The following is an 18,478-nucleotide window of genomic DNA, read 5'->3' on the forward strand; positions in this document are numbered from 1 at the left end:
CTCGATTGTGCCCTTAAAGCGCCGCAACCGTCATAACGGTCTTGCACTCTGGCCTGTCAGGCCTGAGCCTTACGGGGTCGATGCAGCAGTTTTGGAGGTTGGCGACACATGTATCACGGAGAACGATTCAACGCCTGGAGTCATTTGCTCGGCGCCGTGGCGGCCTTTATCGGCGCGGTGTGGATGCTGGTGGTGGCGAGTATGGACGGCAGCCCGTGGAAAATCGTCAGTGTGGCGATCTACGGCTTTACCCTGCTGGTGCTGTACAGCGCCTCGACGGTGTATCACAGCGTGCGCGGGCGCAAAAAAGAAATCATGCAGAAGGTCGATCACTTCTCGATCTACCTGCTGATCGCCGGCAGCTACACCCCGTTTTGCCTGGTGACGCTGAACGGGCCGTGGGGCTGGACGTTGTTCGGGATTGTCTGGGGCCTGGCGGTGATCGGAATCCTGCAGGAGATCAAGCCGCGCTCCGAGGCGCGTATTTTGTCGATTGTGATCTATGCGGTGATGGGCTGGATTGTGTTGGTGGCGGTCAAGCCATTGATTGCCGCGTTGGGTATGGACGGGTTTATCTGGCTGGCGTCGGGCGGGGTGTTGTACACGGTGGGGATTATCTTCTTCGCCCTGGAACACCGGCTGCGGCACTCCCATGGGATCTGGCATCTGTTCGTGATCGGCGGCAGCCTGCTGCACTTTGTGGCGATCATGGGCTACGTGCTCTGACAGACCACATGGCGCTGGTTTTGTGTGGGAGGCCGGCTTGCCTGCGATAGCATCACTGGGGTGTGACCGATGGACCGAGGTGTCTGCATCGCAGGCAAGCCAGCTCCCACACAAGCCAGCTCCTATAGGGTTCTGCGGTGTTTTAGAGGCGGTCTAGCTGCTCCTGGGCACGGCTGCCAAAGATCTCCAGCAGGCTCGCCAACATATGCGGCGGCGGTTCATCCGCGCGGGTCAGGGCGTACAGGGTGATGGGCAGCGGCGGGGCCAGGGGGCGGATGCAGGTGCTGTCGGTGGATGCGCCCAGGGCGGTGAAGGGGTCGATCACCGCCAGGCCGGCGCCGGACTCCACCATGGCCCGGGCCAGGGAATAGGTCTGCACCGAGATCTGCACCTTGGGCGGCGGCTCGACCGCTTCAAGGTAGCTGTCGAGCCGCGCCGACAGCGGGTCGGCACTGGACAGGCCAATCAACGGCGCGCCTGCCAGGGCCATCAACGGCAAGGGTTTGCCCAGCTCCGCCGCAGGCCAGAAGCCCCGAGGCGCCAGGGCCACCAGTACGCCGTGGGCCAATGCCTGGGCCTTGAGCCCGGGATGGTCCGGGGACTTGAGCGTCAGCGCCACATCCATCTCGCGCATCAACAGGTTCTGCACCAGCTCACGGCTGTGGGCGCTGGACAGTTCGCAGGCAATGTCCGGATAGCGCTGGGTCCACTCGCCAATTGCCGGCGGCAACAATGACAAGGCCAGGGCCGGCGTGGCGCCGATGCGCAAGCTTTGGCCGGGCGCGCGCCGCAGGTTCTGGGCCAGGCGCCGCACGCCTTGCAGGCTTTCGCTGACCTTATCGACTTCACGCTCCAGGGCCAGGGCTTCCGGAGTGGGCTGCAGCTTGCCGCGTATACGCAGGAACAGCGGGAAGCCCAGCTGCAGTTCGGCGTGTTGCAACACTTTGGTCACCGCCGGTTGCGAGACGTGCAACAACTGCGCGGCGGCGCTGACGGAGCCGGTCTGGCGGATGGCCTGGAAAATTTCGATATGACGCAAGCGCATGACGAGTCCATAACCTTTGTTTATAGGTGGCCCATCTTTATTCATTGTCCGGCGCCTGTCACCTGCCCCTAACCTTGGACGCTCATTACAACGCTCGGGAATCGACATGGCTCAGCAGGTTTGCATCATTGGCGGTGGGGTCATCGGTCTGGCGAGCGCCTATGCCCTGGTGCGCGCCGGTATGGACGTGACGGTGGTCGAGGCCCGCGACAGCCTGGGCAGCGAGACCAGTTTTGCCAATGGCGGCCAGTTGTCCTACCGCTACGTCGCGCCGCTGGCGGACAAGGGCGTGCCGTTGCAAGCCATTGGCTGGCTGCTGCGCGGTGATTCGCCGTTGAAGCTGCGGCCGCGCCTGGACCTGGCGCAATGGCGCTGGATGGCCGCGTTCCTCGGCGCTTGCCGGGCCTCGGTGAACAAGCGCAACGCCGGCCATCTGTTGCGCCTGGCCACCTTGAGCCAAGGCATCTTGCAGCAGTGGCGTGAAGAGGATGGGCTGGACGGGTTCGACTGGCAGCGCAACGGCAAGCTGGTGACATTTCGCAGCCATCACACCTTTGAACATGCCCGCGGCAAAGTGCTGGATCGCCTGCAGCAACAGGTGCTGTCGGCGGCCGATTGCACGCGCCTGGAACCGACCCTGGGCGCGCAGGATTTTGTCGGCGGGATCTACACGCCCAATGAAGAAGTGGCGGACTGTCACCGCTTCTGCCAGCAACTGGCGGCGCGCCTTGAAGCGTCGGGCCGTTGCCGGTTTGTGCTGGGGCGCAAGGTCACGGGTATCCGGCATGCCAACGGCACGGTGCAGGCGATTGAGTTGGGCAGCGAGGTGATGCCGGTGCAGCACCTGGTGTTGGCGGCGGGGGTGCGCAGCCCTGAGCTGGCGTTGCCGGGGATCGCGCTGCCACTGTACCCGCTCAAGGGCTACAGCCTGAGTGTGCCGATTGGCGAGCAGCACGCCGCGCCGAAAATCAGCATCACCGACTATGACCGCAAGATCGTTTACGCACGGATCGGCGAACAGCTGCGGGTGGCGGCGATGGTCGACATCGTCGGCTTTGATACGGGCCTTGAGCCCAAGCGCCTGGCCCTGATCAAGCGCCAGGCCTGTGAGACGTTCCCCTTGGCCGGTGACTACAGCCAGGCCATCGAATGGGCCGGCATGCGCCCGGCCACCCCCAGCGGTGTGCCGCTGATTGGCGCCAGCGTGTACCGCAACCTGTGGCTCAACCTTGGCCACGGCGCCCTGGGCTTCACCCTGGCCTGTGGCAGCGGCCAGGTATTGGCCGAACTGATCGGCCAGCACACCACTTCCATTGACATGCAGGGCCTCGCGCCCCGCGCCGCATAGGGCACCGCAATGACCATCAACCGGATCGACAGCAATAATCGCCTATCGGGCGCCGTGACCTACCAGGACCTGGTATTCCTCTCCGGCCAAGTGCCGGGGCAGGGCCAGGACGTCACCACCCAGACCCACGAGGTGCTGGCCAAGATTGACGCGCTGCTGGCGCAAGCCGGCAGCGACAAGGATCATCTGCTCAATGCGACCATTTACCTGAAGAACATCCAGGAAGGTTTTGCGCCGATGAATGATGTCTGGTCCGCCTGGCTCACGCCCGGCCAGGCACCGACCCGCACCACCCTGCAGGCGGAACTGGCACGCCCGAGTGTGCTGGTGGAAATCAGCGTGATTGCTGTACGCCGCCCATAACAAGAACACCAACGGAGAATAACAATGCAAAAAATCACGTTGATCGGTACCGCACTGGGGCTGTTGTTGACGGCCCAGGCCCAGGCCAATGAAGCACCGCTGACGGGCACCCTGGCCAAGGTCGCGAATGCCAAGAGCATCACCCTGGGTTATCGCGATGCGTCGGTGCCGTTTTCCTATGTCGGCGATAACACCGGCAAACCCATGGGCTATTCCGTGGACCTGGCGAGCAAGATTGTCGAGCGTATTCAACAAAAGACCGGTGTGCCCAAGCTCAACGTGAAGTACAACCTGGTCACCTCACAGACGCGTATTCCGCTGGTGATCAACGGCACGGTGGACCTGGAGTGCGGCTCCACCGGGGTGACGGCCGAGCGGCAGAAGCAGGTGGCGTTTTCCTATGGCTTTATCTACGTGAAAGGCCAATTGCTCACCGCCAACGATAGCGGTATCCAGCGCTTCGCCGACCTGCGCGGCAAGAACGTGGTGACCACCGCCGGCACCACCAACGAGCGGTTCCTCAAGAGCTACAACCATGAGCACAAGCTGGATATGTCGGTGATCAGCGCCAAGGACCATGGCGAGGCGTTCCAGATGCTGCAATCGGGTCGGGCCGTGGCGTTCTATATGGATGACGCGTTGCTCTATGGCGAGCGCGCCAAGGCCAAGGACCCGCACAAGTGGGTGGTGGTGGGCGAGGAACAGTCGCGGGAAATCTACAGCTGCATGGTGCGCAAGGACGACCCGCAGTTTCTGGCGGTGGTCAACGAGACCCTGGGCGAGTTGTACAGCTCGGGAGAAATCAACGGGATTTACCAGCGCTGGTTTGAACAGCCGATTCCGCCCAAGGGCTTGAACCTGGAGTTCCCCATGACCAGCGAGCTGAAGGCGATTATTGCCAAGCCGGTGAGTGATCCGGTGGAGTAAACACTCAATCCCCATGTGGGAGCGGGCTTGCTCGCGAAAGCGGTGTGTCAGTCAATACATCCGCAGACTGATAAAACGCTATCGCGAGCAAGCCCGCTCCCACATTTTTGATTGGGTTTACATGCAGGGTTAGAAGTCGCCCCAGAGTTGTTGAGCAACGGATAGCGCGACTACCGGTGCAGTCTCGGTGCGCAATACCCGCGGGCCCAGTCGTGCGGCGTGGAAACCTGCGTGTTGTGCGGTTTCTACTTCGCCATCGGTCAAGCCACCCTCCGGCCCGATCAAAAACGCCAGGCTCGACGGCTTGGCATGGCTCACCAGCGGCTCGGCCACCGGGTGCAGCACCAGCTTCAAATCCGCCTCGGCCTGTTTCAACCAATCGGCCAGCAACAGCGGTGGGTGAATCACCGGCACCGTGGAGCGGCCGCATTGCTCACAGGCGCTGATCGCCACCTGGCGCCAGTGCAGCAGACGTTTGTCGGCGCGTTCGTCCTTGAGGCGCACCTCGCAGCGCTCGCTGAAGATCGGCGTAATGGCGTTGACCCCAAGCTCGGTGGCTTTCTGGATTGCCCAATCCATACGCTCGCCACGGGACAATCCCTGGCCCAGATGAATGTGCAGCGGCGATTCGACCTGGCCGGCGAAGGCCTCGGTGAGTTGCACGGTCACGCGTTTTTTCCCGACTTCCAGCAGCGTGCCGCGAAACTCCTGGCCAGAGCCGTCAAACAGTTGCACGCCATCGCCTTCGTTCATGCGCAACACGCGGCTGATGTAATGCGCCTGGGCTTCGGGCAGTTCGTGGTCGCCAAGGCTTAGCGGGGTATCGGTGAAAAAACGCGACAGTCTCATTTCTGTTCTCGGGAAAATGCAAAACCTGTGGGAGCCGGGCTTGCCCGCGATGCGGCAGGCCAGGCGCCAGATTAATGGGGTGGGTTCAATCAGCCGGGGTCGCGAAAGCCTGGGTGGAAGTCCTTGGGCACGGCCACGCTGACTTTGCTGTTGGTGGCGATATCAATGCCTTCAGTGGCCACTTCGGCCAAAAAGTCGATCTGCTCCGGGGTGATCACATACGGCGGCAGGAAATACACCACGCTGCCCAGGGGCCGCAGCAATGCACCGCGCTCCAGGGCATGCTCGAACACTTTCAGGCCGCGCCGTTCCTGCCACGGGTAGGCGGTCTTGGTGGCTTTGTCCTGCACCATCTCGATGGCCAGCACCATGCCGGTCTGGCGCACTTCCGAGACATGGGGGTGGTCCACCAGGTGCGCGGTGGCCGTAGCCATGCGCTGGGCCAGGGCCTTGTTGTTCTCGATGACGTTGTCTTCTTCGAAAATATCCAGGGTCGCCAGGGCCGCCGCACACGCCAGCGGGTTGCCGGTGTAGCTGTGGGAATGCAGGAAGGCGCGCAGGGTCGGGTAGTCGTCGTAGAAGGCGCTGTATACATCTTCGGTGGTGACCACGGCCGCCAGCGGCAGGTAGCCACCGGTCAGGGCCTTGGACAGGCACAGGAAGTCCGGGCGGATGCCCGCCTGCTCACAGGCGAACATGCTGCCGGTGCGGCCGAAGCCTACGGCGATTTCGTCGTGGATCAGGTGTACGCCATAGCGATCGCAGGCTTCGCGCAGCAGCTTGAGGTACACCGGGTGGTACATGCGCATGCCGCCGGCGCCCTGGATCAGCGGCTCGACGATCACGGCGGCGACGCTGTCGTGGTTGTCTGCCAGGGTCTGTTCCATGGCCTGGAACATGTGGCGCGAGTGTTCTTCCCAACTCATGCCTTCGGGGCGCAGGTAACAGTCCGGGCTGGGCACCTTGATGGTGTCCAGCAGCAAGGCCTTGTAGGTCTCGGTAAACAGCGGCACATCGCCAACCGACATCGCGGCGATGGTTTCGCCGTGGTAGCTGTTGGTCAGGGTGACAAAGCGCTTCTTGTTCGGCTGGCCGCGGTTGAGCCAGTAGTGAAAGCTCATTTTCAACGCGACTTCGATACACGACGAACCGTTATCGGCATAGAAGCACCGGGTCAGGCCCTCGGGGGTGATCTTCACCAGGCGCTCGGACAGCTCGATCACCGGTTGGTGGCTGAAGCCGGCGAGGATCACGTGTTCCAGTTGGTCCACTTGATCCTTGATGCGCTGGTTGATGCGCGGGTTGGCGTGGCCGAACACATTGACCCACCATGAGCTGACGGCATCGAGGTAACGCTTGCCTTCGAAGTCTTCCAGCCATACGCCTTCACCGCGCTTGATCGGCACCAACGGTAGTTGCTGGTGGTCTTTCATCTGGGTGCAGGGGTGCCACAACACGGCGAGATCGCGTTGCATCCACTGGTTATTCAAGCCCATCTTTGTGTCTCCTCGAAGCGCTGCCACGACCTGCGCAGGCAAAACAATCGCGCAAGCCTATGCAATGGCGGGCTGTGTCACAACCCATGAACAGCGAATTGGCGGTAAATGCAGGACGGTCTGTCACGTTTCTGCTCAATAGTCCTTAATCCCTGGTTAATTTACTGTTCATAGGCTCAAGATCGGATAAATCGATCTTTCACAGCGAAATTTTCCGCTTTATATCGATAGGTAAAACGCTAGTCTTGGGCACGGCTCTTACGGGATTTGGGGAATGCAATTACGAAACACATCGACCCGCTACGGCTGGGTCAGCATTGTTATCCACTGGAGCGTGGCACTGGTGGTGTTCGGTCTGTTTGCGCTGGGCCTTTGGATGGTCGGCCTCGACTACTACAGCATGTGGCGCAAAGACGCGCCGGATCTGCATAAAAGCATCGGCATTACGCTGTTCGCGGTGATGCTGGTGCGCATTGTCTGGCGCCTGCTCAGCCCACCGCCGCCAGCGCTGGCCAGTTATAGCCGCATGACCCGGATCGGCGCGGCGTTTGGCCACGCGTTCCTGTATCTCGGGCTGTTTGCCGTGATGATTGCCGGCTACCTGATTTCCACCGCAGACGGTGTCGGGATCCCGGTGTTTGGTCTGTTTGAAATTCCTGCCGTGGTTTCCGGTCTACCGGACCAGGCAGACGTAGCCGGCCTGGTGCATTTGTACCTGGCCTGGGTGCTGGTGGTGTTTGCCGGCCTGCATGGCGTGGCCGCCTTCAAGCACCACTTTATCGATCGTGACGCGACCCTGGTTCGTATGCTGGGGCGCAAAGCCTGATGTTCAACCTCGACTCACAAGGAATAGAAAGCATGTTGAAAAAAACTCTCGCCGCTCTGGCAATCGGTACTGCTCTGCTGTCTGCTGGTCAGGTGATGGCTGCTGATTACAAAATCGACAAGGAAGGCCAGCACGCCTTCATCGATTGGAAAATCAGCCACTTGGGCTACAGTTTCATCTACGGTACGTTCAAGGACTGGGATGGTACTTTCAGCTGGGATGCCGCCAAGCCTGAGGCCAGCAAAATCGCCGTCGACGTGAAAACCGCCAGCCTGTGGTCCAACCACGCTGAACGTGACAAGCACATCGCCAGCAAGGACTTCCTGGACGTTGCCAAGTTCGCCGATGCCAAGTTCGTTTCGACCGCGGTTAAACCAACCGGCGAAAAAACCGCTGACGTGACCGGCGACCTGACCTTCCACGGTGTAACCAAGCCTGTGACCTTCAAAGCCGTTTTCAACGGTGAAGGCAAGGATCCATGGGGCGGCGAACGTGCTGGCTTCAACGCAACGACCACGTTGAACCTGAGTGACTTCGGCATCAAAGGCCCAGGCCCGACTTCCCAGACTGTAGACCTGGATATCACGCTGGAAGGTGTCAAAACGAAGTAAATTCGCGAGCTGCATAAAAAACCGGATCGAGAGATCCGGTTTTTTTTAGCCTGGAACGCGGTCAATGTGGGAGGCTGGCTTGCCTGCGATGGCCATAGGTATCTACACAGCCTTCAGAAACTGACGAACTTTCCTGTGGCGAGCGGGCTTGTCCCGCGCTGGGCTGCGAAGCAGCCCTAAACCCGGCCATCGCGGTTTATCTGAAGACACGCGGCGGGCTTTTTGGGGCTGCTTCGCAGCCCAGCGCGGGACAAGCCCGCTCGCCACAACGGCGCTATCTGCCTGGATTTAGGCGTTGCGGCAAAGTTGTGTAGATACCGCCATCGCAGGCAAGCCAGCTCCCACAGTTGATCGATGCCCAGTCCATAAAAAATGCCCCGGATCTTTCGAACCGGGGCATTTTTAGTGGCGCTATGAAAATCAGCGGTTGCGAGTCAGCAACGCTGGTTTTTCACCACGAGGGCGGCCTGGCAGTTGATCCAACTGTTCAGGTGTCGGGAAGCGATCGCTTTTCGACTCCTTGTGGATAATCTTCGGCGTGGTGCCGCTGCGCGGGTTCTGCACGGCCGGCTCGGAGGAGCGTGGCTGCTCATCACGGGCAGGGCGGCGGTTGCGCGACTCTTCGCGACGGGCCTGGCCATCACGCGGAGCGCCGTTACGCGGACCATTGCGCTTGGCAGGCGGGGTGCCAGTGGTGGCGCCGTTGCTGCTGCGTGGACCATTCTGGCGACCCTGCGGCTGACCACCGGTGCGCGGAGCGCCTGCGCCTGCGCCCTGTGCCGGGGCACCTGGGCGGCGACCACGGCCCTGGGCCGGTTTGGCCTGGGGCACGTAGTCAACGCGGTTACCGAAGTTATCCACATCATCGTCGAGGAACTCGTCCGGTGCGCGGTCGGCTGCGGCGCGTGGTGGCTGGCTCGGCTGGCGCTGTTCGCGGGCCGGGGTGCCTTCGCGGGGCTTTTGCTCGCGGGCTGGGCGTTCGCCACGGCCGTTGGTAGGCGCCTTGTCCTTGCCGCCCTTGTCCTTGCCTTTGTCGCGACGACCACCGCCACCACCGCCGCCGTTCGGGCCATCGCCCTTGGGACCACGTGGGTTGCGCGGGTTACGCACATCCGGACGCTCGCGCACTTCCGGCTTTTCGGCTTCTACGGTGCTGGCATCGAAGCCCATCAGGTCGCCGTCGGCGATTTTCTGCTTGGTCATGCGCTCGATGCTTTTCAGCAGTTTTTCTTCATCCGGGGCGACCAGGGAAATGGCCTCGCCCGAACGACCGGCACGACCAGTCCGGCCGATACGGTGCACGTAGTCTTCATCGACGTTTGGCAGCTCGAAGTTGACCACGTGTGGCAGTTGGTCGATATCCAGGCCGCGGGCGGCGATATCGGTGGCGACCAGGATCCGCACGGAGCCGGCCTTGAAGTCGGCCAGGGCCTTGGTCCGCGCGTTCTGGCTCTTGTTGCCGTGGATGGCGACAGCGGTGAGGCCGTGCTTGTCCAGGTACTCGGCCAGGCGGTTGGCGCCGTGTTTGGTGCGGGTGAACACCAGCACCTGTTCCCAGGCGCCTGCGGTGATCAAGTGGGCCAGCAACGAGCGCTTGTGGCTGGCTGGCAGGCGGAACACCCGTTGCTCGATCCGCTCGACCGTGGTGTTGGGCGGCGTGACTTCGATGCGCTCGGGGTTGTGCAGCAGCTTGCCGGCGAGGGCGGTGATGTCGTTGGAGAACGTTGCCGAGAACAGCAGGTTCTGACGCTTGGCCGGCAGGCGCGCGAGGACTTTCTTCACGTCATGGACAAAGCCCATGTCGAGCATGCGGTCGGCTTCGTCCAGCACGAGGATTTCCACGTGGGACAGATCGACGCTGCCTTGGCCGCAGAGGTCGAGCAAACGACCAGGGCAGGCGACCAGCACGTCAACCCCACGGGACATGGCCTGAACCTGTGGGTTCATGCCGACGCCGCCGAAGATGCAGGCGCTGACGAACTTCAGGTCACGGGCGTACAGCTTGAAGCTGTCATGCACCTGTGCGGCGAGTTCGCGGGTAGGGGTCAGGACCAGTACGCGGGGTTGGCGCGGGCCGTGACGCTGGGATTTGTCCGGGTGACCATTGGGGAACAACCGCTCCAGAATCGGGAGGGCGAAGCCGCCGGTTTTACCAGTACCTGTCTGAGCCGCGACCATCAGGTCGCGACCTTGCAACACGGCGGGAATAGCCCGCTGTTGCACCGGAGTAGGCTCGGTATAGCCCGCTGCCTCGATGGCGCGGACTAAAGCCTCGGAGAGACCGAGGGAAGCAAAGGACATGAGTAATCCTGTTTGTAGTTAGGGCTTGGCCCAAAGGGATAATCTTGCCGGGCGCGAATGGCGTTTAGAGGAACGCAATCCCGTCCGGTCCTGCTGGGGTTGGCAGGCACTCCAACGGCTCGCGCGGGCTGCAAAGCTGCGCAGTAGCGGGGTTGGATACCTGTGATACGACCACAGAGGCCGGGCGTAAGCCTGGCGGAAAGGCCGGAGTATAACAGAGCAATCACTGCGCGCTGCTTTCCTGCTGCTCAACGGTGTCGTCCAGCAGGGGCGACGGGGCGATTTGGCTCATGGTACCGGCATATTTTGCACTCAGGGCCGCGTAGGCGGGCTCTTGCTTGAAGCGTTTGAGCTCGGCGCCAAAGCGCTGCACCAGCAGGTCCATGCCCGCGCCACGGCGTACGGCCAGGAATTGCTTCTGGCTGCTGATCACCGGCGACGCCTGGGTGACTTGTTGCTCCAGGCCCAACTCCTTGAGCACATGCTGGCCGACCCGGCGGTCGGTGATCACCAGATCGATCCGGCCACGGGCCAACTTGCCGAAGTTGGCCTCATGGCTGGGGGCCGGCTCGCGGGTAAACAGGGAGGATTCGCTGAACCCGGCGCTATACAGGTAACCGGGGGACGTGCCGATGGTCAGCCCTTTCAGGTCGTTGAGGGTGCGGAATGGATGCGGGCGCTCGTTGGCGTAGAACATCACAAACTCAACCTGGGACAACGGTTCGCTGGGGTAAAGCAGTGCTGCGTCGCGTTCATGGCTGTGAAAAATATCCAGCGCACCATCTGCCAGGCCCTGGTCGAGCATGGCCAGGCAACGTTTCCAGGGCAGGAACTGCCATTGCACCTCAATCCCCAGGCGCTGGAACACGATAACGGTGGTCTCGTAGTCGAGCCCGCGCATCTGGCCGTTTTCTTCGTAGACGTAGGGTGCCCAGGGTTCGGTGACAATGCGCAGTTTCTCGCCATGGGCGGTCAGGCTCAGGCAAGTGAAAATAACAGCGGTCAACAACTGGAGAATGACGGGCATACCCTGAGGTTACGACTGTCTCAGGTTAAAGAGAAGCTCTGGATCGGGGATCTTCAGGCGGCAAACCTGAATTTTTATTATGCCGCCGACCCGCAAGGAATCCGGGGCGACGGCACAACGGGCAGCCTCAGCGTGGCAGCTTGAGGTTGTTCCAGATCGCCAGGCTCGGGTCGGCCTGGTTCAGGGTGTAAAAGTGCAGCCCCGGTGCGCCACCTTGCAGCAAGGTCTCGCACATTTCGCTGATGACCTGCTCGCCGAAGGCCTGGATGCTTTTGACGTCATCGCCGTAGGCTTCCAGCTGCTTGCGTACCCAGCGTGGGATTTCTGCACCGCAGGCGTCAGAAAAGCGCGCCAGCTTGCTGTAGTTGGTGATTGGCATGATGCCCGGCACGATCGGGATGTTCACGCCCAGGGCCTGCACGCGCTCGACAAAGTAGAAGTAGCTGTCGGCGTTGAAGAAGTACTGGGTGATCGCGCTGTTGGCGCCGGCATTGGCCTTGCGTACGAAGTTGTTGAGATCGTCTTCGAAATTACGCGCCTGCGGGTGCATTTCCGGGTAAGCGGCCACTTCGATATGGAAGTGATCACCGGTTTCTTCACGAATGAAGCTCACCAGGTCGTTAGCGTAGCGCAGCTCGCCGCTGGCCATGCCCATGCCGGATGGCAGGTCACCGCGCAGGGCGACGATACGCTTGATGCCGGCAGCCTTGTACTGGGTCAGCAGGCCGCGCAGGTCGTCCTTGCTGTCGCCCACGCAAGACAGGTGCGGAGCCGCAGGCACCTTGGCTTCGCTTTCCAGCTGCAGCACGGTGTTGATCGTACGATCACGGGTCGAGCCGCCTGCGCCGTAGGTGCAGGAGAAAAAATCGGGGTTGTAGCTGGCCAACTGCTTAGCAGTTGCCATCAGTTTTTCATGCCCAGCATCGGTCTTGGTCGGGAAGAACTCGAAGCTGTAGCGACGGTCTTGGGACATGGTAATACCTATGGAAACTCATAAAGCCAGAAGGTGCACACCGTCAATGTGGGAGCGGGCTTGCTCGCGAAGGCGGTATGTCAGTAGTAGATAAGTCGACTGACACACCGCCTTCGCGAGCAAGCCCGCTCCCACAAAAGCCTGCCCCCACATGGGGAGCAGGCAGCAGGCAAATCAGTAGCGGTAGGCGTGCGGCTTGAACGGACCTTCGACAGTCACGCCGATGTAGTCGGCCTGGGTCTTGGTCAGTTGAGTCACTACGCCGCCGAAGCCGCGGACCATTTCCAGGGCCACTTCTTCGTCGAGTTTTTTCGGCAGTACTTCCACGGTCAGGCGCTCGGCTTTCTGGGCTGGCGACAGGTCGGCGTATTTCTGGTCGAACAGGAAGATCTGAGCCAGTACCTGGTTGGCGAACGAGCCATCCATGATGCGGCTTGGGTGGCCAGTGGCGTTGCCCAGGTTAACCAGGCGGCCTTCGGCCAGCAGGATCAGGTAGTCGTCGTTCTGCGGGTCGAAATCACCAGCACCGGTACGGTGAACCTTGTGCACCTGTGGCTTGACTTCTTCCCATGCCCAGTTCTTGCGCATGAAAGCGGTGTCGATCTCGTTGTCGAAGTGACCGATGTTGCACACCACGGCGCGCTTTTTCAGGGCCTTGAGCATGTTGGCATCGCACACATTCACGTTACCGGTGGTGGTCACGATCAGGTCGATCTTGCCCAGCAGGGCTTTGTCGATGCTGGCTTCGGTGCCGTCATTGACGCCATCGATGAACGGCGAGACCACTTCGAAACCGTCCATGCAGGCTTGCATGGCGCAGATCGGGTCAACTTCGGAAACCTTGACGATCATGCCTTCCTGACGCAGGGACTGGGACGAACCCTTGCCCACGTCACCGTAGCCGATCACCAGGGCTTGCTTGCCCGACAGCAGGTGGTCGGTGCCGCGCTTGATCGCATCGTTGAGGCTGTGACGGCAACCGTATTTGTTGTCGTTCTTGCTCTTGGTCACCGAGTCGTTGACGTTGATGGCCGGGATTTTCAGCTCGCCCTTGGCCAGCATGTCCAGCAGGCGGTGTACGCCGGTGGTGGTTTCTTCGGTCACGCCGTGGACGCGGTCCAGGATGGCCGGGTATTTCTTGTGCAGCAGCTCGGTCAGGTCGCCGCCGTCGTCGAGGATCATGTTGGCATCCCAAGGCGCGCCATCTTTCAGGATGGTTTGCTCCAGGCACCACTCGTACTCTTCTTCGGTCTCGCCTTTCCAGGCGAACACCGGGATACCGGCAGCGGCGATGGCAGCAGCGGCCTGGTCTTGAGTCGAGAAGATGTTGCAGGACGACCAACGCACTTCGGCACCCAGGGCAACCAGGGTTTCGATCAGCACGGCAGTCTGGATGGTCATGTGGATGCAGCCGAGAATCTTCGCGCCCTTGAGCGGCTGTTCAGAGGCGTACTTGCGGCGCAGACCCATCAGGGCTGGCATTTCGGATTCGGCGATAAAGGTTTCGCGACGGCCCCAGGCAGCGAGGGACATATCGGCGACTTTGTAGTCGGTAAAACCTGCAGGCGTGATTACAGCGCTCATGAAGAGCCTCCATTCGTAGTGTGCGAATGGGCGCCGTTGTGCGTTTAGTATCCAACCAGGACAACCTGGCTGGGCAACGCCCCATCCGAGCCTGACAGGCCAGGGCCTGCTGCAGCGCCCCTCGGACAGGTGGCGGGAGAACGGTATCAATCACAGATGACCGTTTTGAAACGGTGGCGATTATAGCCGCCTGCGCCCGACTTCCCAAGCCTTTCTGTCGGGCTCATGAAGATCGCTCATGGCTGTGATAGGCAATGGCTCATAGAGCTTGGGCCGGCGCTCTGCCATGATGTTGCCCATCATTTCGCAAGACGCTTTGGAGTGAACATGAACTTCCACACCCGCAAGTGGGTAAAACCCGAAGACCTGAACCCCAACGGCACCCTGTTCGGTGGCAGCCTGCTGCGCTGGATCGATGAAGAAGCGGCGATCTATGCGATTGTCCAGTTGGGCAACCAGCGAGTGGTGACCAAGTACATCTCCGAGATCAATTTTGTCAGCGCTTCGCGCCAGGGCGACATCATCGAGCTGGGCATCACCGCTACCGAATTTGGCCGCACCTCCATCACCCTGACCTGTGAAGTGCGCAACAAGATCACGCGCAAAAGCATCCTGACCGTGGAAAAAATGGTCTTCGTCAACCTCGGCGAAGACGGCTTGCCGGCGCCCCACGGGCGTACCGAGATCAAGTACGTGAAGGATCAGTTCCAGGACGACAGCGAGTAACGATCCGCCGTGTAGCGGTGGTCATTGAACGCTCTTGAGGGCGCACAGGTCGTACCTGAAATCGCCCCCTCGTTCAGGTACGCCCATGGCCACGCAAAAAGACGGCAAGACTCCCAATCTGTCGCAGGAAGAACAGCACGACGTGGACAAAAACCAGCCGCCCCGGGCGGCTGTGTTGCATGAAATCATCCGCACCCAGGGCGACCAGGAACTGGAGCGCAGCGTCGCGGCGTTATGGTGGTCAGCGCTGGCTGCGGGGCTGACCATGGGCCTGTCATTGATGGCCATGGGGTTGCTCAACTCACGCCTGCCGGACGGCGAAGGCTTTAAGGTGATCGCCAGCCTGGGCTACTGCGCGGGTTTTTTGGCGGTGATCCTCGCGCGCCAGCAACTGTTCACCGAAAACACCCTGACCGCCGTGCTGCCGGTGATGAGCAAGCCGACCCTGGGCAATGCCGGGCGCCTGTTGCGGCTGTGGACGGTGGTGTTGGTGGGCAACCTGTGTGGCACCTTGCTGGTGGCCTATGTGATGTTGCACTTACCGATCTTCGACACCAAGACCGACCTGGCTTTCTTGGAGATCGGGCGCAAGATCATGGAGAACGACACCGGCCAGATGTTCGCCAAGGGCATTGTCTCCGGTTGGATGATCGCCACCATGGTATGGATGATCCCGTCCATGGAAAGCGCCAAGATGTGGATCATTATCCTGATCACCTATCTGATGGCACTGGGCGACTTTACCCACATCGTCGTCGGTTCGGCGGAGGTGTCCTACCTGGTATTTGCCGGCGAGCTGCCGTGGAAGGACTTCTGGCTGATATTTGCCGGCCCGACCCTGGCCGGCAACATCATCGGCGGCAGTTTTATCTTCGCGTTGATCAGCCATGCGCAGATTCGCAGCGAAAGCAGCTTGCCGGGTAAAAAGGCTGCGGATCCCAGGCATCCGCAGCAGATCGACAAGGATCAGTGATGTTCAGGCGTGGCCTGGGGTTCGCCCTGGGTCACGCGCTTGACCAGCCTGCCGATGCTCAAACCCTGCAACAGGATCGACGACAGCACCACGATATAGGTGATGCTCAACAGCAGGTCACGCTCCGGACCCAACGGCAAGGCCAGGGCCAGCGCCACCGAAACCCCGCCGCGCAGCCCGCCCCAGGTGAGGATGCGGATCGTGCCGCGCGGCACCGTGCGCCAGCGCCGCAGCAACAGGATCGCCGGGGCCACCGTCAGCAGGCGAGACAGCAGGATCGCTACCGCCAGCAGGCTGGCGGCAAGGACATGTAGCCAGTTGAACGGCAACAGCAGTAGTTCCATGCCAATCAGTGCAAACAGCAGTGCGTTGAGCATGTCGTCGAGCAACTCCCAGAAGCCATCCAGGTAGCGACGGGTCATGTCGTTCATCGCCAGCTTGCGTCCCAGGTTGCCGATGATCAGCCCGGCCACCACCATCGCAATCGGCGCCGATACGTGCAGCTCGGAGGCCATCGCCGAGCCGCCGATCACCAGTGCCAGGGTCAGCATGACTTCGATCTGATGCTGCTCGATGCTCTTGATCATCAGGTACACCAGGTAGCCGATCAGCCCGCCAAACACCACGCCGCCAATCGCCTCATGGGCAAACAGCATGGCAGTGGCGCCTACGGTGGGTGTCTCGCCGAGCTGCGCGATGCCCAGCAGGACGGTAAACACCACCACCGCCGTACCGTCGTTGAACAGCGATTCGCCGACAATCGTGGTCTTCAGCGGTTTTGACGCATTGGCGGTACGCAACACGCCGAGCACCGCAATCGGGTCGGTGGGCGAGATCAGTGCGCCGAACAGCAGGCAGTAGAGGAAGCTCACATGCCAGCCAAACAGGGCAAAGATGTAATACGCCAGGCTGCCGATCACTACGGTGGCGATCAATACGCCAAAGGTTGCCAGCAGGCCGATGGGCCAGCGATAACTGCGCAGGTCGTTCAGGTTGACGTGCAAGGCGCCGGCGAACAGCAGGAACGACAGCATCCAGTTCATCAGCAAGTCGCCGAAGTCGATTTGGCCGATCAATTGCTGGACGCGCTCTTCAAGGCCGGGGTAACCGATAAAGCTCAGGCCTTGGAGTAACAGGGAAAACATCAGCGCGGTGACCATTACGCCGATGGTCGGTGGCAAGCCGATAAACCGGAAGTTCACATAAGTGAGCAGGGTGGTGAGGCATATGAAGGCGGCAACAAGTTCAAGCATCCGGGGTCCTTTGGAAGGCGGTTGAAATAAGAGCAGATAGGGGAAATGGCAGCCGTCATAGGCATGCTAGGTGCGCCGAAGCGGCGTTTAGTATAAACATGTGCTGATACATCCCGAATCAATTAAGGAGGTTCCATTGCTTGCGACGGCCCTTGTCCTGGTAGCGGCGTTGTTGCATGCGACGTGGAACACCTTGATCAAATTCAGCGGCGAACGCCTGTTGGTGATCGCCTGCATGGACAGCGTTGCGCTGTTGTTTGTTCTGCTGGCGGTGGGATTTGTTTCACTGCCGCCCCTGGAAATCTGGCCGTGGATCATCGCTTCGGCGTTGTTCGAGTTGCTCTACCGGTACCTGTTGATCCAGGCCTATCGCGTCGGCGACCTGGGGCTGGTGTACCCGTTGATGCGTGGCTTATCACCGCTGGTGGTGCTGGCGTTGACCCTGGTGTTTGCTGGTGAAGTGCTCAGTACCCAGCAGATTGTCGGCATCCTGCTGATCCCGTTCGGCATGCTGTGCCTGTTGTGGCAGGGCGGTGGCGGGGACAGGTTGCCCTGGTCGATGCTGCCGGTGGTGGCGCTGATCGGCTTGTGCATCGGCTGCTATACCTTCCTCGACGGGCAGGCGCTGCGGCGCTGGTCGCACCCGTTGGACTACCTGGTCTGGCTGACGCTGCTCAGCGCCTGGCCTTTTCCATTGTTGGCCATGGTGCGCAAGCGGGCGGCGTTCAGCCTGTTCTGGCGCACGCAATGGCGGTTGGGGCTGAGCGTGGGATTGTGCGTGTTGTTGAGCTACGCTCTGGTGCTTTGGGCCATGCAGTTGGGCTCGATTGCCGAGGCCGCCGCGCTGCGGGAAGTCAGCGTGATCCTGGTGGTGTTGTTCGGTATGCGCTATCTGAAAGAACCTTTCGGCCGCTCCCGGCTCTTAGCCTGTGGGTTGGTACTGATCGGCATGCTCGTGATGAAACTCTAACCAGTGGATAAAACTAAAAAAGGAATGAGTGATGACTGTCGCTTTCTGGTGTGTGTTGATCGCAATTTTTCTGCCTTACCTGTGTACCGGCGTGGCCAAGTTCAGTGGCGGCAAATTCGGGCCCCGGCAGAACCACGACCCCCGGGCCTTCCTGGAGACCCTGGAAGGTTTTGCCAAACGCGCCCATAGCGCACAGCTCAACAGCTTTGAAGTGACCCCGGCGTTTGCGGCGGCGGTGATCATTGCCCACCTGGCGGGCAACGCGGAACTGGTGACCATCAACGTCCTGGCGGTGCTGTTTATCACCAGTCGCTTGTTGTACATCATCTGCTATTTGGCGGACTGGGCGATCTTGCGTTCGCTGGTGTGGTTTGTGGGCATGGTGTTGATTGCGAGCTTTTTCTTCGTCTCGATGTAAAGCACTGGGTCGGCGCCCGCTTGCTGTGGCGAGCGGGCTTGCCCCGCGCTGGGCTGCGAAGC

At 60.9% G+C, this 18,478-nt stretch carries 18 protein-coding genes and 1 riboswitch; of the genes, 10 read left to right on the top strand and 8 right to left on the bottom strand.

The genetic code is table 11. The annotated features are described in order from the left end of the window. Window positions 1-108 precede the first annotated feature (108 nt). Entirely contained in the window at window positions 109-726 is a 618-nt protein-coding gene (trhA, locus tag FIV38_RS03275) for a PAQR family membrane homeostasis protein TrhA (protein WP_092231084.1), read from the top strand. Between the two features lie 142 nt (window positions 727-868). Here trhA and FIV38_RS03280 read toward each other — a convergent pair whose 3' ends face one another. Beyond that, a complete protein-coding gene (locus tag FIV38_RS03280; RefSeq protein WP_029297408.1) occupies window positions 869-1,771 on the bottom strand; it encodes a LysR family transcriptional regulator in 903 nt (300 codons plus the stop codon). A 106-nt stretch (window positions 1,772-1,877) separates the two neighbouring features. Here FIV38_RS03280 and FIV38_RS03285 point away from each other — a divergent pair, with 106 nt between their 5' ends. Genes FIV38_RS03285 through FIV38_RS03295 form a run of 3 tightly spaced genes read left to right on the top strand, consistent with a single transcriptional unit; the run spans window position 1,878 to window position 4,409 of the window. Next, entirely contained in the window at window positions 1,878-3,119 is a 1,242-nt protein-coding gene (locus FIV38_RS03285) for a D-amino acid dehydrogenase (protein WP_092231081.1), read from the top strand. 9 nt (window positions 3,120-3,128) lie between these two features. After that, entirely contained in the window at window positions 3,129-3,482 is a 354-nt protein-coding gene (locus tag FIV38_RS03290; protein ID WP_029297404.1) for a RidA family protein, read from the top strand. 24 nt (window positions 3,483-3,506) lie between these two features. Then, the gene (locus tag FIV38_RS03295; protein ID WP_029297402.1) at window positions 3,507-4,409 is read left to right on the top strand and encodes a transporter substrate-binding domain-containing protein; all 903 of its coding nucleotides are present in this window, start codon (window positions 3,507-3,509) and stop codon (window positions 4,407-4,409) included. A 129-nt stretch (window positions 4,410-4,538) separates the two neighbouring features. Here the strand turns inward: FIV38_RS03295 and FIV38_RS03300 are convergent, their stop codons facing one another. Next, window positions 4,539-5,258, bottom strand: coding sequence for a 16S rRNA (uracil(1498)-N(3))-methyltransferase (locus FIV38_RS03300; RefSeq protein WP_092231078.1), 720 nt, complete (start codon window positions 5,256-5,258; stop codon window positions 4,539-4,541). Between the two features lie 89 nt (window positions 5,259-5,347). Continuing rightward, on the bottom strand, window positions 5,348-6,754 hold the full coding sequence (locus FIV38_RS03305) for an adenosylmethionine--8-amino-7-oxononanoate transaminase (protein ID WP_029297398.1): 1,407 nt from the start codon (window positions 6,752-6,754) through the stop codon (window positions 5,348-5,350). 274 nt (window positions 6,755-7,028) lie between these two features. Here FIV38_RS03305 and FIV38_RS03310 point away from each other — a divergent pair, with 274 nt between their 5' ends. Both FIV38_RS03310 and FIV38_RS03315 read left to right on the top strand, forming a co-directional pair. After that, window positions 7,029-7,580 carry a cytochrome b gene (locus FIV38_RS03310; protein ID WP_092231075.1) on the top strand — a complete coding sequence of 184 codons (552 nt, stop codon included), beginning with the start codon at window positions 7,029-7,031 and terminating at the stop codon, window positions 7,578-7,580. A 32-nt stretch (window positions 7,581-7,612) separates the two neighbouring features. After that, window positions 7,613-8,191, top strand: a complete 579-nt coding sequence (locus FIV38_RS03315) for a YceI family protein (protein WP_092231068.1) — start codon at window positions 7,613-7,615, stop codon at window positions 8,189-8,191. Between the two features lie 420 nt (window positions 8,192-8,611). Here FIV38_RS03315 and FIV38_RS03320 read toward each other — a convergent pair whose 3' ends face one another. The 4 genes from FIV38_RS03320 to ahcY form a co-directional block, all read right to left on the bottom strand. Further along, a complete protein-coding gene (locus tag FIV38_RS03320) occupies window positions 8,612-10,492 on the bottom strand; it encodes an RNA helicase RhlE2 (protein ID WP_029297392.1) in 1,881 nt (626 codons plus the stop codon). A 223-nt stretch (window positions 10,493-10,715) separates the two neighbouring features. Beyond that, entirely contained in the window at window positions 10,716-11,519 is an 804-nt protein-coding gene (locus FIV38_RS03325) for a substrate-binding periplasmic protein (RefSeq protein WP_092231065.1), read from the bottom strand. A gap of 127 nt (window positions 11,520-11,646) precedes the next feature. Next, window positions 11,647-12,492: a methylenetetrahydrofolate reductase [NAD(P)H] gene (gene metF / locus FIV38_RS03330; RefSeq protein ID WP_029297387.1), complete on the bottom strand. Its 846-nt coding sequence runs from the start codon at window positions 12,490-12,492 to the stop codon at window positions 11,647-11,649. Window positions 12,493-12,666: 174 nt separating this feature from the next. Further along, window positions 12,667-14,076, bottom strand: coding sequence for an adenosylhomocysteinase (gene ahcY, locus FIV38_RS03335; protein WP_092231062.1), 1,410 nt, complete (start codon window positions 14,074-14,076; stop codon window positions 12,667-12,669). A gap of 21 nt (window positions 14,077-14,097) precedes the next feature. Then, window positions 14,098-14,205, bottom strand: a riboswitch (S-adenosyl-L-homocysteine riboswitch). A 198-nt stretch (window positions 14,206-14,403) separates the two neighbouring features. Here ahcY and FIV38_RS03340 point away from each other — a divergent pair. After that, the gene (locus tag FIV38_RS03340) at window positions 14,404-14,802 is read left to right on the top strand and encodes an acyl-CoA thioesterase (RefSeq protein WP_029297383.1); all 399 of its coding nucleotides are present in this window, start codon (window positions 14,404-14,406) and stop codon (window positions 14,800-14,802) included. Between the two features lie 85 nt (window positions 14,803-14,887). Continuing rightward, on the top strand, window positions 14,888-15,775 hold the full coding sequence (locus FIV38_RS03345; RefSeq protein ID WP_029297381.1) for a formate/nitrite transporter family protein: 888 nt from the start codon (window positions 14,888-14,890) through the stop codon (window positions 15,773-15,775). Here FIV38_RS03345 and FIV38_RS03350 read toward each other — a convergent pair. Continuing rightward, window positions 15,769-17,028, bottom strand: coding sequence for a cation:proton antiporter (locus FIV38_RS03350; protein WP_029297379.1), 1,260 nt, complete (start codon window positions 17,026-17,028; stop codon window positions 15,769-15,771). The two genes, FIV38_RS03345 and FIV38_RS03350, sit on opposite strands and share 7 nt — an antisense overlap. 136 nt (window positions 17,029-17,164) lie before the next feature. Between FIV38_RS03350 and FIV38_RS03355 the strand changes: the two genes are divergently transcribed. Both FIV38_RS03355 and FIV38_RS03360 read left to right on the top strand, forming a co-directional pair. Further along, on the top strand, window positions 17,165-17,998 hold the full coding sequence (locus FIV38_RS03355) for an EamA family transporter (RefSeq protein ID WP_029297377.1): 834 nt from the start codon (window positions 17,165-17,167) through the stop codon (window positions 17,996-17,998). A gap of 31 nt (window positions 17,999-18,029) precedes the next feature. Further along, the gene (locus FIV38_RS03360) at window positions 18,030-18,416 is read left to right on the top strand and encodes an MAPEG family protein (RefSeq protein WP_070993958.1); all 387 of its coding nucleotides are present in this window, start codon (window positions 18,030-18,032) and stop codon (window positions 18,414-18,416) included. Window positions 18,417-18,478: the final 62 nt, after the last annotated feature.

It is taken from the genome of Pseudomonas proteolytica, from assembly GCF_007858275.1.
GTDB classification, from domain to species: domain Bacteria; phylum Pseudomonadota; class Gammaproteobacteria; order Pseudomonadales; family Pseudomonadaceae; genus Aquipseudomonas; species Aquipseudomonas proteolytica.

Coding starts and splice junctions, on each gene's coding strand:
- trhA (WP_092231084.1), top strand. CDS start 109: ATGTATCACGGAGAACGATTCAACGCCTGGAGTCATTTGCTCGGCGCC.
- FIV38_RS03350 (WP_029297379.1), bottom strand. CDS start 17,028: ATGCTTGAACTTGTTGCCGCCTTCATATGCCTCACCACCCTGCTCACT.
- FIV38_RS03325 (WP_092231065.1), bottom strand. CDS start 11,519: ATGCCCGTCATTCTCCAGTTGTTGACCGCTGTTATTTTCACTTGCCTG.
- FIV38_RS03290 (WP_029297404.1), top strand. CDS start 3,129: ATGACCATCAACCGGATCGACAGCAATAATCGCCTATCGGGCGCCGTG.
- FIV38_RS03340 (WP_029297383.1), top strand. CDS start 14,404: ATGAACTTCCACACCCGCAAGTGGGTAAAACCCGAAGACCTGAACCCC.
- FIV38_RS03280 (WP_029297408.1), bottom strand. CDS start 1,771: ATGCGCTTGCGTCATATCGAAATTTTCCAGGCCATCCGCCAGACCGGC.
- FIV38_RS03345 (WP_029297381.1), top strand. CDS start 14,888: ATGGCCACGCAAAAAGACGGCAAGACTCCCAATCTGTCGCAGGAAGAA.
- FIV38_RS03300 (WP_092231078.1), bottom strand. CDS start 5,258: ATGAGACTGTCGCGTTTTTTCACCGATACCCCGCTAAGCCTTGGCGAC.
- FIV38_RS03310 (WP_092231075.1), top strand. CDS start 7,029: ATGCAATTACGAAACACATCGACCCGCTACGGCTGGGTCAGCATTGTT.
- FIV38_RS03315 (WP_092231068.1), top strand. CDS start 7,613: ATGTTGAAAAAAACTCTCGCCGCTCTGGCAATCGGTACTGCTCTGCTG.
- FIV38_RS03305 (WP_029297398.1), bottom strand. CDS start 6,754: ATGGGCTTGAATAACCAGTGGATGCAACGCGATCTCGCCGTGTTGTGG.
- FIV38_RS03295 (WP_029297402.1), top strand. CDS start 3,507: ATGCAAAAAATCACGTTGATCGGTACCGCACTGGGGCTGTTGTTGACG.
- FIV38_RS03320 (WP_029297392.1), bottom strand. CDS start 10,492: ATGTCCTTTGCTTCCCTCGGTCTCTCCGAGGCTTTAGTCCGCGCCATC.
- FIV38_RS03285 (WP_092231081.1), top strand. CDS start 1,878: ATGGCTCAGCAGGTTTGCATCATTGGCGGTGGGGTCATCGGTCTGGCG.
- metF (WP_029297387.1), bottom strand. CDS start 12,492: ATGTCCCAAGACCGTCGCTACAGCTTCGAGTTCTTCCCGACCAAGACC.
- ahcY (WP_092231062.1), bottom strand. CDS start 14,076: ATGAGCGCTGTAATCACGCCTGCAGGTTTTACCGACTACAAAGTCGCC.
- FIV38_RS03360 (WP_070993958.1), top strand. CDS start 18,030: ATGACTGTCGCTTTCTGGTGTGTGTTGATCGCAATTTTTCTGCCTTAC.